This is a genomic window from Cryomorphaceae bacterium (assembly GCA_017798125.1).
In the GTDB taxonomy this organism is placed as follows: domain Bacteria; phylum Bacteroidota; class Bacteroidia; order Flavobacteriales; family ECT2AJA-044; genus ECT2AJA-044.
This window is the reverse complement of the sequence record CP059070.1, coordinates 992,786-1,011,145: the sequence shown is the minus strand read 5'-3', so window position 1 is coordinate 1,011,145 and position 18,360 is coordinate 992,786. Positions and strand designations below refer to the sequence as shown.

The 18,360-nt window shown below is 51.2% G+C and carries 10 protein-coding genes; 7 read left to right on the top strand and 3 right to left on the bottom strand.

The features are described from left to right. From sufD to HZ996_04255, 6 genes are read left to right on the top strand one after another with little or no spacing between them, the layout of a single operon-like run. Entirely contained in the window at positions 1–1,323 is a 1,323-nt protein-coding gene (sufD, locus tag HZ996_04280) for a Fe-S cluster assembly protein SufD (GenBank protein ID QTN38392.1), read from the top strand. Next, positions 1,320–2,549, top strand: coding sequence for a cysteine desulfurase (locus HZ996_04275; GenBank protein ID QTN38391.1), 1,230 nt, complete (start codon positions 1,320–1,322; stop codon positions 2,547–2,549). The genes sufD and HZ996_04275 overlap by 4 nt, the downstream gene beginning before the upstream one ends. After that, positions 2,549–2,971, top strand: a complete 423-nt coding sequence (locus tag HZ996_04270; GenBank protein ID QTN38390.1) for a SufE family protein — start codon at positions 2,549–2,551, stop codon at positions 2,969–2,971. Before HZ996_04275 ends, HZ996_04270 begins: the two co-directional genes overlap by 1 nt. A gap of 1 nt (position 2,972) precedes the next feature. Beyond that, entirely contained in the window at positions 2,973–3,299 is a 327-nt protein-coding gene (locus HZ996_04265; GenBank protein QTN38389.1) for a DUF59 domain-containing protein, read from the top strand. A 2-nt stretch (positions 3,300–3,301) separates the two neighbouring features. Continuing rightward, positions 3,302–3,811: a DUF2480 family protein gene (locus tag HZ996_04260; GenBank protein QTN38388.1), complete on the top strand. Its 510-nt coding sequence runs from the start codon at positions 3,302–3,304 to the stop codon at positions 3,809–3,811. Positions 3,812–3,859: 48 nt separating this feature from the next. After that, positions 3,860–6,088, top strand: coding sequence for a S46 family peptidase (locus tag HZ996_04255; GenBank protein QTN38387.1), 2,229 nt, complete (start codon positions 3,860–3,862; stop codon positions 6,086–6,088). On the opposite strand, the gene HZ996_04250 is transcribed toward HZ996_04255, so the two are convergent. Next, positions 6,077–6,589, bottom strand: a complete 513-nt coding sequence (locus HZ996_04250; protein ID QTN38386.1) for a hypothetical protein — start codon at positions 6,587–6,589, stop codon at positions 6,077–6,079. The genes HZ996_04255 and HZ996_04250 overlap by 12 nt on opposite strands. Positions 6,590–6,595: 6 nt before the next feature. Continuing rightward, on the bottom strand, positions 6,596–8,497 hold the full coding sequence (locus HZ996_04245; GenBank protein QTN38385.1) for a class II glutamine amidotransferase: 1,902 nt from the start codon (positions 8,495–8,497) through the stop codon (positions 6,596–6,598). Between the two features lie 113 nt (positions 8,498–8,610). Between HZ996_04245 and HZ996_04240 the strand changes: the two genes are divergently transcribed. Continuing rightward, on the top strand, positions 8,611–16,290 hold the full coding sequence (locus HZ996_04240) for a T9SS type A sorting domain-containing protein (GenBank protein QTN38384.1): 7,680 nt from the start codon (positions 8,611–8,613) through the stop codon (positions 16,288–16,290). Here HZ996_04240 and HZ996_04235 read toward each other — a convergent pair. Continuing rightward, positions 16,287–18,338, bottom strand: a complete 2,052-nt coding sequence (locus tag HZ996_04235; GenBank protein ID QTN38383.1) for a tungsten formylmethanofuran dehydrogenase — start codon at positions 18,336–18,338, stop codon at positions 16,287–16,289. The genes HZ996_04240 and HZ996_04235 overlap by 4 nt on opposite strands. Between the last annotated feature and the right edge of the window lie 22 nt (positions 18,339–18,360).

Below are 18,360 nucleotides of genomic sequence, written 5' to 3'. Positions count from 1 at the left end.
GTGGCACTGAAAGAAGATATCATACACTCCTTCATGGCCTTTGAAGCGAGTTTGAATGGGCACTCTAAATCGCCCATCCACAAGATTCGCTCTGAGGCTTTTGATCGATTCGAAAAATTGGGCTTCCCCAATCAAAAGAACGAAGACTGGAAGTACACGTCTTTGATTCCCATCACCAAACGGGAATATTCCTTCAAACCCAACGCCGATGAGGCATTGGAATACAAGGACGTCAAGAAATACTTCGTGCACGACATTGACTCTTATCGTATTGTATTTGTCGACGGGATGTTTAGCTCATGGCTTTCCAACTTACCGAGCAAGGACTTTCACGTAGGCTGTCTCTGCGATGCACTGGAGCGGAATACTCCGGTGGTTAAAGAGTACTTCTCGAAGATTGCTTCAGACGAAAATGACGGGCTTTTGGCCATGAACACGTCCTTTGCCTATGAAGGTGCCCTCATTGAAGTTCCAGACAATGTAACGGTTACCAAACCGGTCCAAGTCGTTTACTTCAGCTCTGTTCGAGAGCGAGATTTTATGGTACAGCCACGCAACTTGATTGTCGTGGGCAAGAATGCCGAAGTCGAGCTTATTGAACGACATCAAAGCCTCGGCGAAGACAATGTGACGTTTACCAACACCGTCACCGAGATCTATGCCCATCAAGATGCACGCCTGACTCTGTACAAAATTCAGAACGATGTATCCTCAGCGAGCTTGATCGACACGACAACGGTTGTTCAAGAAGGACGATCAAACGTGTCTATTGGAACGTTTTCAACGGGCGGTCAATTTTTGCGTAACAACCTGCGATTCACCTTTGCGGGTGAATATGCCGAAGCCAACCTGAACGGAATTTCTCTGTTGGACGGGCGTCAGCACGTAGATCATCATACTACTGTGGATCACGCAGTGCCGAATTGCCAATCCAACGAACTCTACAAGGGTATCTTCGACGAGAAGAGTCACGGTGTTTTCAATGGTTCGGTGATCGTTCGTCAAGACGCGCAGAAGACCAATGCCTTCCAGCAAAATGACAACGTACTGCTGACAGATACGGCTACTATTGATAGCAAACCGCAGCTGGAGATTTACGCAGATGACGTAAAGTGCAGTCACGGATGCACCATCGGTCAGTTAGACAAGGACGCCTTGTTCTACCTGAAAAGCCGAGGAATTGGAGATCGGGAGGCCAAGGCAGCTCTTCTATATGCCTTCAAGCACGATGCTATGGAACTGGTGAAAATTCCGGCCCTGCGCAAGCGCCTCAACCGCATCATTGCCAATAAACTGAATGTGGATATTGATTTCGAGCTATGAGCACGGAGACTTTAGACATGGAAAAGATTCGGGAAGATTTTCCCATTCTGTCTGAGGAAGTCCACGGACAGCCCTTGGTATACTTTGATAATGCGGCAACGTCCCAGAAACCGACTCCCGTTATTGAAGCGATTACGCGGTACTACACACAGATCAACAGCAACATCCACCGCGGTGTCCACACCTTAAGCCAGAAGGCTACCGATGCTTTTGAGGAGACCCGCGAAAAGGTGAGAAAACACATCAATGCCGAGCATGCGCATGAGATCATTTTCACCAAAGGAACCACGGACGGAATTAACCTTGTGGCCTCTAGCTTTGGTCAACACTTCATCGGAGAGGGAGAGGAAGTGATCATTACGAATATGGAACACCACAGCAACATTGTGCCGTGGCAGTTGATCTGCGCTCAGCGCGGGGCTCGACTGAAAATCGTTCCGATTTCGGACAAGGGTGAATTGGATCTAGAGACCTTCCGCAAAATGCTGAATAAGAATACCGCTCTTGTAGCCGTGAATCACATCAGCAATTCTTTGGGCACCATCAATCCGGTAAAAGAGATTACCGAAGCCGCACATGAAGTTGGGGCGGCCGTTCTGATTGACGGCGCTCAAAGCGCACCTCATATGCCCATTGATGTTCAGGATATCGGAGCGGACTTTTACACCTTCTCAGCCCATAAAATGTGCGGACCAACTGGACTTGGGGTTCTCTACGGCCGCGAAGAATGGCTGGAAAAAATGCCTCCCTACCAAGGCGGTGGAGAAATGATCAAGGAAGTGTTCTTGGACCACAGCACTTGGGCGGACCTTCCGCACAAGTTTGAAGCTGGAACACCCAACATATCCGAAGTTGTTGCCTTCGGTACCGCTCTAGACTATCTGAATGAAATCGGATGGGAGGCCATCGAAGCACAAGAGCGCGACCTACTGGAATACGGTACAGCGCGTCTTTCGGAAATTGAAGGACTCAAGATCTACGGGGAAGCGGACCAAAAGGCCAGTGTAATCTCATTTTTGATTGAGGGCATTCACCCTTATGATGTGGGAATGGTCTTGGACAAATTGGGAATCGCTGTACGTACCGGACACCACTGTACCCAGCCCATTATGGATCGCTTTGAGATTCCCGGAACGGTTCGGGCTAGTTTCGCTTTCTACAATACCCGTGAAGAGATTGACCGTCTGGTCGAAGGCCTGAAACGTGTAAAAACCATGTTTGCCTGATGACCATCGAAGAAAAACAAGCGGAAATCGTCGACGAGTTCGCTCTGTTCGATGATTGGTTGCAGAAGTACGACTACCTGATCGAACTCGGTAAGTCTCTGCCCATGATTGAGGAGAAGTACAAAACAGACGACCGCATCATCAAAGGCTGCCAAAGTCGCGTTTGGTTAAATGCCGAAACCAATGACGGCGCCATTCGCTTCACGGCCGATAGCGACGCCATCATTACCAAGGGAATCATTTCCCTGCTCATTCAGGTACTTTCCGATGAGTCTCCAGAAGAAATTCTGAATGCCGATTTGCACTTCATCGATGAGATTGGGCTGAAAGAGCACCTCTCACCTACCCGCGCAAATGGTTTATTGGCCATGGTCAAGCAAATGAAATTCTACGCCTTAGCGTACCAAAGCAAAGCCAACTGATATGTTGCTGAACGAAGAACAACAACAGAAGCTAGGAGAAGATGTCATCCGGGTAGTATCTACTATTTACGATCCGGAAATCCCGGTAAACATATACGAGCTCGGACTTATCTATGATGTTCAGGTCAGTGACGAAGGCGACATTCACATCCTCATGACTTTGACTTCTCCGAACTGTCCGGTGGCAGAAAGCTTGCCTGTCGAGGTTGAGGAGAAAGTCAAAACTTTGAAAGAAGTGAAGACCAGCAAGGTCGAGATTACCTTTGAGCCTGCTTGGGACAAAGACATGATGAGCGAAGAAGCGAAACTGGAACTGGGATTCTTGTAAGAATGGCTGAAGAAATCGTCAATAAGGTTGCGGAAAGTTCCCTTCACCCAGTGAATCTGGAGGAGTATTACCCTGCCGGGCCTCGCATTTCTATTGACCTTAAAGATTGGCTTTACGAAGGAATCATCCTCCGTGAGAAAGACTTCCGCCAAGCTGTAAAGGACCACGACTTCGGTCAATACCAAGACGCCTACGTCTCCATTCACTGTTCCGAAGACGCCATCATACCCACATGGGCTTACATGCTCATGACCACGTCCTTGCAACCCTATGCCAAGAAGGTGGTGGTCGGCAGCCAAGAGCAACTCGAGTCAGTGCTCTTCCAACAAATCATTGCTGACTTAGACCTCGAGCCTTTCCGAGATCAACGCATTATTCTCAAAGGATGTGGCGACTTGCCCATACCGAATGACGCTTTTGCTGCCTTCGTTCAAAAGGTGCAACCCGTGGCTAAAAGCATCATGTTTGGAGAGCCCTGTTCCACGGTTCCCGTCTTCAAAAAACCCCGCTAAATCCTTACCTTTAGCGGCCAACAGAAAATTTCACTAATTACTACTGACATGAAAAGAATCGTACTGGTCGCTTTGGCGGCATTGATTGCCTTTCCTGCAGCCCTACGGGCCGATGAAGGAATGTGGCTACCCATGCTCATCAAGCGACTCAACGAGCGCGATATGCAAAAATTGGGCTTGCAGCTTACCGCTGAAGAGCTCTACAGCGTAAACAACTCAAGCCTCAAAGACGCCGTGGTTAACTTCGGTGGCTTCTGTACCGGAGAGATCGTATCGGACCAAGGACTTATCTTGACCAACCACCACTGTGGTTACGACGCCATTCGCTCGAACTCTACCGTTGAAAACGATATCCTCACCAACGGATTTTGGGCCTTGGCCAAAGACCAAGAGCTTCCTATTCCAGGATTGACAGCGACTTTCCTCATCCGCATGGACGATGTTACCGAGCAGGTGCTTAGCGCCGTAGGTGATACCATGAGCGAAGCAGAGCGCGGCGCAGCCGTTCGCGGAAAGATCAAAGAATTGATCGATGCAGCCTCTGAGGACAACGAGTACAAGATCGAAATCAAAGATTTCTTTGCCGGTAACGAATACTACCAGTTCACCTATGAAGTCTTTACCGATATCCGCTTGGTTGGAGCACCTCCCTCATCTGTAGGAAAGTACGGTGGTGACACCGACAATTGGATGTGGCCGCGCCACACCGGTGACTTCAGCATGTTCCGCGTTTATGCCGGAGCAGACAACAAGCCAGCCGAATACGCGGAAGACAACGTTCCGTACGTACCTAAGCACCACTTGCCTGTCTCTATCGACGGTGTGGAGAACGGGGACTTCGCGATGATCTTCGGTTACCCAGGCAGCACCGATCGTTACTTGACCAGCTACGGTATTCAAGAAGCGTTGGACGTGAAAAACCAGGCTATTGTAGACATTCGCGCCAAGAAATTGGACATCATGAAGAAGTACATGGATGCAGATGACGCAACCCGTATTCAGTACGCTTCTACTTACGCCCAAACAGCGAACTACTGGAAGTACTACATCGGCCAGACCGAGCAGTTGAAGAAAAACAAAGTATACGACCAAAAGGTAGCTATTGAAGAAGGCTTCACAGCTTGGGTTGGAGAAGATGCCGCGCGACAAGACATGTACGGCGACGCTCTTGGCATGATCGAAGCGTCTTATGGAGAGTTCACCAAGACTACTCTTTCTAACGTATACCTCAACGAGGCCATTTTCCAAGGTCCAGCAAGCTTCTACTTCGCTTACCAATTGCGCGGATTGCAAGCGGCTGTAACAAGCGAAGACACGGAGAAAATTGCACAACTTCAAGCGGCCATGGGCCCTATGGGAGCTGCGCATTTCGAAGAGATCAACAACGACATCGACCAAGAGACCTTCGGGGCTATGATGAAGATGTATGTAGATAACGTACCTGCCGATCAACAATCTGCCGTTGTAACGGATATGGTCGCGAAGTACAAGAACGACTTCGATCGCATGGCAGCAGATGTTTATGCTAAGTCCGTTTTCACAGATGCAGAGCGCTTCGCGAGCTTTTTGGAAAACCCAAAAGCGAAGACCTTCTCGAAGGATCCAGTATTCAAATTGATGGACGGTATCTTGAACGACTACATCGGAACCATTTCTCCTGTGCGTAGAGGAGCATCTGCTCAAAAGGCGGAAGGTGCTCGCAAATTCATCGCTGGACTGCGCGAAATGAATCCAAACAAGAGCTACTATCCAGATGCCAACTTCACCATGCGTATGACCTACGGTACAGTAGGAGATTACAATGCACGTGACGCTGTTCACTACTCACACTACACCACCTTGCGCGGTGTTATGGAGAAGGAAGACGACAGTGATGACGAGTTTGTGGTACCTCAAAAACTCAATGACCTCTACGACGCAAAAGACTATGGTCGCTACGCCAATGAGGATGGAGAATTGGTCGTTTGTTTCATCACCAACAACGATATCACCGGTGGTAACTCAGGTTCACCAGTGATCAATGGAAAAGGTGAATTGATCGGATGTGCATTCGATGGAAACTGGGAAGCGATGAGCGGTGATATCGCCTTCGAAGATCAGATTCAGCGTACGATTGCTGTAGATGCGCGTTACATTCTATTCATTATTGAGAAGTACGGCGGTGCAACGAATATCATCGAAGAGATGACCATCGTAAAAACAGAGCCAAAAGAAGAAATGCCAGCTCAGGAAGAAGCTCCTGAAGCTGCGGAAAAAGAAGAAGCCTCAGCGGAGTAATCGCTTAAAAGCTTCATCAGAGGGGTTGGACGAGCGAAAGACCATGAGGTCTTCGAGGTCCAACCCTTTTTTTCGTTCGGTGTAGGCGTCGAGGACGTGCTGCAAATAGGCGTCTGACTCGGCTCCCCAGCGGACATCGCGCCGTCGGCGCTCCCAAAACAAGTCATCTTCCACTTCTAGGAGCACTCGGGTATCAAACAGGTTCCAAAGGCGGGCGTCGTGAAAGACCAAAATGCCTTCGACAATCACGATATCGTGATCCGTGGAAGCCTGCTGAACGGCTGCAACAAGTAGGTCGTAATCGATGCTTTCTGGATGCTCCCAATCGCGGTAGGAATTCCCTTCAGCATCCACCCAAAGCGGCAATTCCGATTCGGGTTTACCAAAGCTGTCCATTTCAAGAACGGCCACGCGACGGTCAGACCAACCTGCAGCCAATTGAGCGGCAAGGGTCGTTTTCCCCGCTTGACTTAGGCCTCCGATGCCAATAAGTTGGGTCAATAGATCTTAGTATGCTCGTTTGTTGTTGCCTTCCACGTAGTTGATGAAGGCGCGGTTGACCACTCGGTTTCCACCTGGAGTTGGATAGTCCCCGGTAAAGTACCAATCGCCCAAATTCTTCGGGCAGGCCGCGTGAAGATCCTCAATTCCCTGATAGATGATCTCGACCTCAGCCTTGATCTCTTTCGGACGCAACAATTCACCAATCTTATCCGAAATCTGCTCTGCTGTGAAGGGCTCGTAAATACGCTTGACGTAGTTCACCACTTCGTTATCGGGCAATTCCGTCTGTGCCAAACACTGCTGATACACTTCTTGCACCAATCCTTCCTGACCCGTGTCCTTCAGGAGCTCAATGGCCGCCCTAAAGGCCACGAAATCGCCGAGCTTGGCCATGTCTATTCCGTAGCAATCCGGGTAGCGGATCTGAGGCGCGGAACTGACCACAACAATCTTCTTCGGATGCAAACGGTCCAAGATGCGCAGAATGCTCTGCTTCAAAGTGGTTCCACGAACGATGGAATCATCCAGAATGACCAAGTTGTCATCAGGCCTTACCGTTCCATAGGTCACGTCGTATACGTGAGCCACGAGGTCATCTCGTGAATCGTCATCCGTGATAAAGGTCCGAAGCTTGGCATCCTTAATGGCAATTTTCTCTACCCGCGGGCGACGATCAATAAGCGCCTCCATTTCGGACTCGCTTAATTCTGATCCACGCTCTCGAAGAATCTGTTTTTTCTCCTCTTTGAGGAAGTCTTCCATTCCTTTGACCATCCCGTAGAAGGCGGTCTCCGCCGTATTCGGAATAAAGCTGAATACGCTGTTATCCAGATCTCCATCAATGGCCTCAGCAACAGCTCCACACACGCGTCGGCCGAGCTCAATGCGCTCACGATAGATTTCCGCGTCGCTACCTCGACTGAAGTAGATGCGCTCAAAAGAACACGCCTTGCGTTCAACGGCATCCTTCACCCGCTTGACATCATACGAGCCATCCTTCTTGACGATCAAGGCGCATCCAGGGTCCAGTTCAGAAACCGACTCAAAGGGAACATTAAAGGCGGTCATGATGACTGGGCGCTCACTGGCCGCCACCACAATTTCGTCATCCGCATACCAATAGGTCGGGCGAATTCCCGCTGGGTCGCGCAAGACAAAGGCATCGCCGTGTCCTACCAAGCCGGCCATGGCGTATCCTCCGTCCCACTTTTTTGAAGCGCGCTGTAAAATTTCTTGCAGGTCCATGTGCTCAGCGATGAGCTTCGTCGCCTCCTGTTTGGTGATCCCCAGTTCTTCTTTGAACTTGTAGTAGAGCTCGTCGTTTTGCTCGTCAATGAAGTGCCCGATTTTCTCCAAAATGGTCACCGTATCGGCTTTCTTCTTTGGATGCTGACCCAGGGCCACGAGCTCATCAAACAACTCGTCCACATTGGTCATATTGAAGTTCCCGGCCAAAATCAGGTTCCGAGTCATCCAGTTGTTCTGACGCAAGAAGGGGTGACAGGCTTCAATACTGTTCTTTCCATAGGTGCCGTAGCGCAAATGCGCCAGGAAAAGCTCCCCGCTGAAAGGCAAGTTCTCCTTCAGCCATTGCACATCTTTTTTTCTTCCCGGTTCTTCGGTAAAGGCCTCGTTGAACCGACGATTGATCTTCTTGAAGATGTCCTGGATGGGCTGAGGCTTGATGCTCCGGTGTCGAGAAATGTATCGTTTTCCCGCAGGCACATCGAGTTTGACGTTCGCCAATCCGGCGCCATCCTGTCCTCGATTGTGCTGTTTTTCCATGAGCAAGTACATCTTGTTCAGACCGTAAAAGGCCGTCCCGTACTTCTCAACATAGTACTCCAAAGGCTTGCGGAGTCGAAGCAGTGCAATACCGCATTCGTGTTTGATCGGATCGCTCATAAGGCACCTCAGCTAATTGAGCGACAAAGTTACGAAGATTTAACGGTGCGAATCTTGAACTAGAACAATCCCTTTCGCACGCGCACGCGTTTATATTCGTAGCTTTAGAACTTATGTGTGTACTCCGTAAAGCTCAAGTACTGAGCCTCTTATTTCTATTCTTTCTGCCTACGGCAGGATGGTCCCAGTCCCTTCCCCAAACCGACACTGAGCGTCTGCGCTTTCTAGCCGACTCTTTTGCTCAAGTTTTCACCGCTGAAAAGGCCGAGGCCATCGCTTGGGCTCGAGCAAATAACTATCCTGTGCGAACCGTCACGGAAGACGGAACCGAAATCGAGATTATGCGGATCGAAAACGGGCACCCGGTGTATTACACCACAGACAATGACGACGCCGCCTTGTCGACCAACACCAACGACCTCTGGAATGGAGGTTCCCTTGGACTCAACCTGGAGGGCCAAGGTATGACCATAGGTGAATGGGATGGCGGATCTGTTCGATCTACGCACCAAGAATTTAATCCTGCCGTAGGCAGTACGCGCGTCACTCAAGGAGATGCCGCCAGTAATCCTTCACCCTCCTGGCACGCCACCCATGTCGCCGGAACTATGGTTGCGGAAGGAGACGTTGCTGCGGCACAGGGAATGGCACCTCAAGCCGATCTGCACGCCTATGACTGGAACAGCGACGATTCCGAAATGAGTACAGAAGCAGCCAACGGACTGTTAGTCTCCAACCACAGCTATGGAACCATATCGGGCTGGTATAACAACAGCGGTACTTGGCGTTGGTATGGTACGCCTTCGGTATCGGCTACGGAGGATTATAACTTCGGGAGATATAATTCATCGGCCCGATCCTGGGACCTCATAGCCGAAGCTGCCCCATACTATTTGATTTGCAAGTCAGCAGGGAACGATCGAAACGACGACCACAACGGCACCCATGAAGTGTGGAGCGGAGGTTGGGTGACCAGTACTGCGTCTAGAGATCCAGATGGTGGCGTGGATGGATACGATTGCGTGGGGCCTCAAGGAACCGCCAAGAATATCTTGACTGTTGCTGCCGTAAGTGATGTAACCCCGGGCTATACTCAGCCCTCTGACGTCAGCATGTCTTCGTTTAGCGGTTGGGGGCCAACGGACGACGGCCGGATCAAACCGGATATCAGCGGAAATGGAATTGGTCTCTATTCAACCGATGATGACAGCGATACGGACTATACCAATAGCAGCGGAACCTCTATGTCTTCGCCTAATGTGGCGGGGTCCCTCATTCTGCTCCAACAGCATTATCACGACTTGAACAGTGCGTACATGCGCTCATCCACCCTGAAGGCTTTGGTTATTCATACCGCCAATGAATGTGGGAGCAATGACGGACCAGACTATGCCTTTGGATGGGGGCTCTTGGACGCCTCGGCTGCAGCTAGCGCCATTTCCAATACGGCCGAAAACACCATACTCGAATCCACCCTTTCAGACGGTGGAACCTGGAGCTACACCTTTACTGCCAACGGAGCAACGCCGTTCTCGGCGACCATGGCATGGATTGATCCGGCCGGAGCTACGACGGGTTCAGTCCTGAATCCCTCGGCACCCCGATTGGTCAATGATCTAGACATACGACTCACGGACGGAAACTCTACTTGGTCACCGTGGATCCTCGACCCGAGCAATCCGTCGAATGCCGCGACGACAGGGGACAATATTTTAGACAATGTCGAAAAGATAGAAACCGCAATCCTGCCAGCAGGTACCTACACGGTGAACATCACGCACAAGGGTTCCCTTTCCGGCGGAAGTCAGGCCTTCTCCCTGGTGATGACCGGTCTCCCCTCGTTACCCATTGCCAATTTTGTGGCCAGCGAAACGGTTCCATGTACCGGAGATACCGTCACCTTGACGAGTCAAAGCTCTGGGGGGCCAACCTCCTACACGTGGTCGATTTCACCGAATACAGGTTGGAGCTATCTCTCAGGGTCGAATGCAAACAGTCAAAATCCTCAAGTCGTCTTTTCTTCTTCAGGGACCTATACCATCAGCTTGACCGCTTCAAATTCATTGGGCAGCGATGGCGAAATCAAGACGAACTACATCACGGTTGGCGGCTTAAGCCTTCCCTTTAGCGAAGACTTTGAAAGCTCTTCAACTCAAGGTCGCTGGACCGTTGAAAATCCCGACGGCTCCACTACGTGGCAGTTTGTTTCGGTCAGTGGGAATGGAGGGTCAACCGCTGCGGGAATCGACAACTACAACTACAGTGCTGCCGACAATGCCGTTGTTCAAGATCACTTGATTTCTCCAGCTTTTGATTTCAGTGGCTACTCCAATGTCCAACTCGACTTCGAGTATGCTTATAGACGTTACTCTAGCGGATATCACGATAGTTTAAGCGTCTGGATCAGCAATGACTGCGGAAATTCTTGGACACGTATTGCCAGCTATGAAGACAATGGTTCGGGTAGTTTTGCCACGGGAAGCGACCAAACCTCTCAATGGACTCCAGCGAGCGCCAGCGATTGGTGTGATGGCTCTGGCTCTCCGGCTTGTCCAAACCTAGACCTAAGTGCGTGGGACGATCAGCCCAGCATTCGAATTCGTTTTACCAATCTTTCGGGTTGGGGAAATGATCTTTTCATTGACAACATTAGCATTACCGGAACTTCTTCTGCTACGCTGACTACCATAACCGCGCAGGACGACCTCGACTGTTTTGGCGACAACGACGGTTCGGCGAGTGTCACTGTTTCCGGAGGGGTCAGTCCCTACACTTTCACCTGGTCGAATGGAGCAGTGACCGGGGGCCCAGTGACCACACACAATGTGGATGTAGGTAATTTCTTCTACAATCCAAGCGACTTCAACATCAACTCAGGAGATACCATTATTTGGACCCAATCCGCCGGAACACATAATGTCAACGGTTCACAAGCAACCTTTCCCAACAACCCAGAAAGTTTCACTAACGGTTCTGCCGCTGGGGGAAGTTGGACGTACAAAAGAGGCTTCACCACGCCGGGCTCCTACAACTATCATTGCGACCCACATGCAAGCTTCATGTCAGGATCATTCACTGTCTTGGCGGTAAGCAATAATTCCTCCATTTCGAACCTGAGTGCTGGGAGTTATTCATGTACCATCACGGACGCTAATGGACTCAGTACAACTGTAACCTACACCCTAGCTCAACCCAGCGCATTGTCCGCTTCAGAAACCATATCGGACCCATCGAACTTTGGCGCTTCCGATGGGCAGATATCCGTGACCGCCTCTGGGGGTACTCCTCCATATCAGTTCGACTGGTCTACAGGAACTTCAGACAACTCCAATCCCTCCGTTGAATCAGGCCTTGCAGACGGGTCCTACCAGCTCACCATTACCGATGCGAATGGCTGTACCCTTGAAGATTCGTATACCTTAACACAACCGGCGCCACCGGCTTTAACCTCTACTTCAACCTCTACGAATAACCTTTGTAATGGGGACGCCCAGGGAAGCGCGTCCATCTCTGTTTCCGGAGGAGTACCTCCTTATTCCTACACATGGTCCAATGGGGGAGCAACATCCAGCCAATCCAACCTTACGGAAGGAGTCTATGGCGTAACGGCTACTGATCAGCAAGGAACAACCACCACCGCCTCCTTTACCTTGGTGGACCCCGCAGTGCTCTTGGCCTCTGCATCTTCAACCAATGAATCATTGGCAGGAAGCATGGACGGTACGGCAGCAGTCACTGCAAGCGGTGGAACTCCGCCATACACCTATTTGTGGTCCAACGGCTCACAAATATCAAGCATTTCTTCCCTTGCAGCCGGTATGTATGGCGTTACGGTCACGGACGCTCAAAACTGCACAGTACAAGACCAAGTAACCATATCTGCTGGAACAACTCCCTTGAACTTGACAGGCAGTTCAACAAATGTATCCTGTTCGGGAGAAGCTGATGGCTCCATCGCCGTGACCGTCTCTGGAGGAACAACCCCCTATAGCTTCCTTTGGTCCAACGGTTCCAGCTCCCAAAATTTGACTGGGTTGAGTGCGGGAACGTACTCTTTAACCGTGACCGACAACGGTGGTCAAAGCTCCAGTTTTAATGCGGTGATCAGCGAACCTTCGGCCCTCATCCTTTTGGCCTCGGCCACAGATGAAAGCATTTCTGGCGCCAGCGACGGAGCTGCCCAATCGACGGTCTCAGGGGGTACTCCACCCTATACCTACCTATGGTCAACAGGCGGTAATGCGTCTTCCCTTTCTGGGCTTACACCGGCAGTTTATGGACTTACGGTTACCGATGACAACGGCTGCAGCCAGACTACTCAAGTGACTGTTCTAGCCGGCGTACCTCTGCTTTCAGCATCAGGAAACGCATCAAACGTTTCATGCTTTGGCAGTTTGGATGGGAGTATTTCTGTAATGCCTTCTGGAGGTATGGCACCCTATAATTATGCCTGGGATGATGGTTCGGTTTTACAAAACCGCTCGGGGCTTGGGGCCGGATCCTACCATGTGACCGTTAGCGATCAAAGTGGTCAAATGACAAGTCTTGCCTTCACCTTGACTCAGCCTACAGCCCTAGTGCTGACTTTGAATTCCAGTGATGAATCTATTTCCGGCTCTCTCAATGGTACCGTAGTCTCAACGGTGAGTGGAGGCACCCCTCCATACGCGTATACCTGGAGTACGGGAAGTGTAATGCCTTCATTAGCAAACCTCACTCCGGGAGTATATACCTTGACCATCACTGATGGTAACGGTTGTTCTAATGCTGCTTCTGCTTCGGTTGGCCCAGGTATTCCAGTGCTCACGATAAGCGGCCAAAGTATGGATGTTCTCTGCTTCGGCGGGTCAGATGGAAGTATCGATATAACGGTATCGGGTGGTTCTCAACCCTATCAGTATACCTGGTCCAATGGAATGGCCACTGAAGACTTGGCTGGCATTACAGCTGGGACCTATGGAGTAACCGCAACAGATCAATCCGGTCAATCGGCAACCTTTAATTCAGTCATTTCCGAACCGTCGGCTTTGTTGCTTACAGTGAGTTCAACCAACGAATCCATTGCTGGTGCAGCTGATGGAACGGTTAGCGCCAATCCCTCCGGGGGTACTGCGCCCTACGCCTATCAATGGAATACAGGAAGTATCACGAACGGCATGAGTAGCCTTCCTGCGGGTGTATACTCGGTAACCGTTACCGATGCCAATGGATGTACTAATTCGGGCACCGCAACGGTATCTACGGGCGTTTCCGTGCTAAGTCTATCGGCTGTTGGAACGGACTTAAGTTGTTTTGGCGATCTCTCTGGTAGTATAGACTTGATTGTCTCAGGGGGACAGCTCCCATACACCTACTTGTGGTCCGATGGAGTACAAACAGAAGATCGAAACGGGCTTAACGCAGGCTCATATTCGGTAACCGTGATGGATCAAAGTGGGCAGTCTCAAAGTCAATCCGTCGTCCTCACGCAGCCTACTGCCCTTTCTCTAGCCATAACTTCAATCGATGAAAGCGTGGTCGGAGCACAGGACGGTTCGGCTTCATCCAGTGTCTCAGGAGGAACACCACCCTACACGTATCTATGGTCCAATGGACTGCAGGCCACGGCCGTTTCTGGTCTAGCAACAGGGCCGTACTCGCTCACGGTATCCGATGCAAACGGGTGTCAAATTTCTGGGAGTGTTTCCATCGCTGCAGGGTCGGCCGTTTTGGGACTTTCCGGCTTAGCAACAGATGTAAGCTGTGCTGGAGGAAGTAACGGGACCATCTCTCTCACTGTATTGGGTGGCCAAGCACCTTTCGCCTTCTTATGGGCAGATGGACCACTGGTTCAGAATAGAACCGGCTTGGTTGCGGGGTCCTACAGCGTGACCGTTACCGACAATATTGGTCAGGAGGCAAGTTCAAGCTTTGTCATTACTCAACCCGTGGTGATCAGCGTTGCTTTGAGCAGCACGGATGAAACGATTAACGGAGCTTCTGACGGTTCTGCTTCAGCCACCGTAAGTGGTGGAACTCCGCCCTACAGCTATAGTTGGAGCAACGGAGCTATGAGCAACTCCATCTCGGGGCTAAATCCCGGCTCATACGGCTTGACGGTCACCGATGCCAATGGTTGCACCAACACGGTCAGTACAAGTATTGCACCGGGTACCCCAATACTGAGTATCAATAGTTCGGCCTCATCCGTCTCCTGCTCCGGAGGGTCCGACGGTTCTGCAACGACTAGCATTTCCGGAGGTCTTCCACCCTACACCTATCTGTGGTCTGATGGAAGCAATTTGGCTCAACGAATTGGTCTTGGTGCCGGCACATATACTGTGACGGTGAGTGATGGACAGGGGCAGCAGGCCAGTACAAGCGCCGTTGTCACGGAGCCTATTCCCATCACCCTACTCCTTGTTTTAACGGACGAAACTCTGAGTGGGAACAGTGATGGAACGGCTTCAACAACAGTCAGCGGGGGCACTCCGCCGTACAGCTACAACTGGTCGAACGGAAGCAGTCAACCTTCCTTGCTTGGACTGGCTCCAGGTACCTATGGATTAACCATCACTGATGCAAATGGCTGTTCGCAAACCGGTTCGGGAACGGTTGCTCCGGGAACATCCTTATTGGTGGCCAGCGGAACCTCCACAGATAATGCCTGCGCTGGTGATGCTGCAGGAACTATCCAAATAACGACTTCTGGCGGTGCTACACCTTATACCTATGCTTGGTCCGATGGAGCCACCACTGCCGATCGCTCTGGACTTCAAGCCGGCATATATGATTTGAGCATTAGCGATGCTTCTGGCCAACAAACGTCCTTGAGCTTTACACTGATTGACCCTACCCCTCTCTCAGGAACGTTGAGCGTCTCTGATGAATCGCAACTAGGGGCTAATGACGGTTCAGCAACCATGTCGCCTATGGGTGGCACCAGTCCTTATCAGATTGATTGGAGCACTGGTGCAACAGGACCGTCTATTGGAAGCCTGTCCCCAGGAAGCTATTCGGTAACCGTTACGGATGCGAACGGTTGTACCTTCAGTCAAGCCTTCGCCATAGGAGCCGGACCGGCTCCACTTTCCCTACAGATGGGAAGCACAGACATAGCGTGCAGCGGTACACCTGGATCAGCTTCCGTTACCGCTTCAGGTGGAACACCGCCCTACAGCTATGTTTGGAGTACTGGTGGCACGCAAGCCTCGATCAACACTTCTTTAGTGGGCATGTACGTGGTAACGGTCACCGATAATCAAGGCCAGCTGGCTTCGGATAGCGTCTTTGTTCTTGGAGAGCAATTCCCCGCTCAGGTCATTCTGGATTTGACCGATACCTGCTTATCGACGATTTCCCTGATCATTACCGGCGGAAACGGGCCTTATCAGTTCGACTGGACTGATTTCAATGATCCGAGCAACACGCCAAACGGCCCCACCATTACGCTGGCGAATGCCTGCGCAGATGCCGTGTGTTTGTCCGCTGCTTGTACGATTACGGATGCCAACGGGTGTACCTTTATGACGGATACCTTGGACTTCACCGGATGCTTGTCAAGCATTGAGGAAGACCCCATCGCTTGGAACATGTACCCCAATCCGGGAACGATAGAATTGAACATCGAAAGCAGTCGACTGCTCGACGAAATCAAGGTGTTTGATATGCTAGGTCGAATGGTGCATCAACAATCCGGAATCCATCTCGGAAAGACATCCCTTAGTACCGAAAGCTGGCCCTCAGGGACGTATATGATTCACGTGCGCATGGGAGATGCCATCCGCCGTCAACGTTGGGTCAAGACGGATTAATAGTCCAGTAAATCGGCAATAGCCGCTTGAACCTTCTCAGCGTTCGGAATCATCGTGGCCTCCAGCGTAGAGTTGAGCGGAATGGCCGGCATATTCTCAGAACCAATAACCCGCACTGGAGCATCCAAATCGCGGAAGCAGTTTTCCTGAATCTTCCCTGCAACGCCTTGTGCAAATCCATTTCCCACCGGCTCTTCCGTGACCACGAGCGCTTTGCTGTGGCGACGAACGGCTACGAAAATGCCTTCTTCGTCCAAAGGCAAGAGGGAGCGCAAGTCAAGTACCTCTATTTGACCTGGGTAAGCCTTGGCGGCTTGGGTAGCCCAATAGACTCCCATTCCATAAGTAACAACCAGTAGACTAGTGCCTGCGGCACGATGCGAATCATCGGCCCGTAGGGCCACTCGCGACGTACCAAAAGGAACGACGTATTCCTCATCCGGCTCGATGGTCTTCGCGGCCTCCGTGCCCTTTATTTTGGACCAGTATAAGCCTTTGTGTTCGAGCATCACTACCGGGTTGGGGTCGTAGAACGCCGCCTTCATGAGGCCCTTAAGGTCAGCACCCGTAGAGGGGTAAGCCACCTTGATTCCTCGAATATTGGTCAAAATGCTTTCGACACTTGAACTGTGGTACGGCCCACCACTTCCATACGCCCCGATGGGAACTCGGATGATGGCGTTCACGGCCCATTTTCCGTTCGACAGGTAGTAGCTTCGGCTCACCTCGGTGAAGAGCTGATTGAGCCCTGGCCAAATGTAATCGGCGAACTGAACTTCGACGATAGGCTTAAGACCCACCGCGGACATTCCAACCGTTGATCCAATGATGAATGCCTCTTGGATGGGCGTATTGAATACGCGATCATCGCCAAACTGTTGAGCTAGTGTCGCGGCCTCGCGGAATACTCCACCGAGTCGTCCTCCGACATCCTGTCCGTAGAGAATGGTTTCGGGATGGGCTTCCATGAGCTCTCGAATCGCAAACAGAGCCGAATCCACCATGACCGTGGGTTCCTTGCCCTCCGGTTCACGCTCACCCTTTTCTTCTGTGATTGGGGTTGGAGCGTAATCGAAGTTGAAGAGGTCTTCCGGCCTTGGATCTTCGGCGTCTTTCGCGCGTTCATAGTCCGCTTCAACCGCTGCTCGGGCTTCCTGTTCAATGGCCTCTAGTTCGTCTTCCTTCACCCCTTCTGCTCGCAACTTGGCATGAAGTAGTGGATATGGATCGCGCTTCGCCGCTTCTTCTAAATCATCGCGGTACCATTCTTTTCGAACCCCGCTGGTGTGGTGGCCGAGCAGAGGAACCTTGGCGTGTACCAAGAAAGGGCGGCGCTCCTTTCGGATGGTACCAATCACTTCTTCAAGCGTCTGGAAACAGGTCTTGAAATCGTTGCCTTCGATGGATCGAGTTTCCAGACCATTGAATCCACGGGCAAATTCGGCGGCATTTTGAGCACGCGTTTCGGCCGCATTTGCCGAAATATCCCACTCGTTATCTTGTACCAAATACAGGATTGGAAGTTGCTTAAGGACTGCCATTTGCAAGGCTTCACTGACCTCGCCTTCTGTCATGGCCGCGTCTCCAATACTGCAGACCACTACCGGATCTTCTCCTCCAAAGTCTTCATTGAGCTTGTGGAGTTCCTTGAGCTTAATCCCCATCGCGACTCCCGTGGTTGGAATGGCCTGCATTCCCGTTGCCGAGCTTTGGTGAGGGATCTTAGGCTTGTCCGGATCGTTCAGACTCGGGTGGGAATAATACGTACGCCCTCCCGAGAATGGATCTTCACGCTTAGCCATGAGCTGGAGCATACAGTCATAAGGGGTCATTCCAATCCCTAGGAGAATACTGTCGTCCCGATAGTACGGAGCTACCCAATCCTGTGGCTTGAGTTGCATGCCCAAGGCCAATTGAATGGCCTCGTGCCCCCGAGAAGTTGCGTGAACGTATTTAGAAGTGAAAGCTGCGTTTTCCTCATACAACTCGGCCATGCTCTTGGCCGTACTCATCAACCGGAACGCCTCTTTCAGCAACTCAATCTTCATGTGTAGGTGGTTTTGTATCGCG

Bases quoted from the DNA above. Each gene is read 5' to 3' on its own strand.
- HZ996_04235 (QTN38383.1), bottom strand. From the start codon at position 18,338: ATGAAGATTGAGTTGCTGAAAGAGGCGTTCCGGTTGATGAGTACGGCC.
- HZ996_04255 (QTN38387.1), top strand. From the start codon at position 3,860: ATGAAAAGAATCGTACTGGTCGCTTTGGCGGCATTGATTGCCTTTCCT.
- HZ996_04265 (QTN38389.1), top strand. From the start codon at position 2,973: ATGTTGCTGAACGAAGAACAACAACAGAAGCTAGGAGAAGATGTCATC.
- HZ996_04260 (QTN38388.1), top strand. From the start codon at position 3,302: ATGGCTGAAGAAATCGTCAATAAGGTTGCGGAAAGTTCCCTTCACCCA.
- HZ996_04275 (QTN38391.1), top strand. From the start codon at position 1,320: ATGAGCACGGAGACTTTAGACATGGAAAAGATTCGGGAAGATTTTCCC.
- HZ996_04245 (QTN38385.1), bottom strand. From the start codon at position 8,497: ATGAGCGATCCGATCAAACACGAATGCGGTATTGCACTGCTTCGACTC.
- HZ996_04240 (QTN38384.1), top strand. From the start codon at position 8,611: ATGTGTGTACTCCGTAAAGCTCAAGTACTGAGCCTCTTATTTCTATTC.
- HZ996_04270 (QTN38390.1), top strand. From the start codon at position 2,549: ATGACCATCGAAGAAAAACAAGCGGAAATCGTCGACGAGTTCGCTCTG.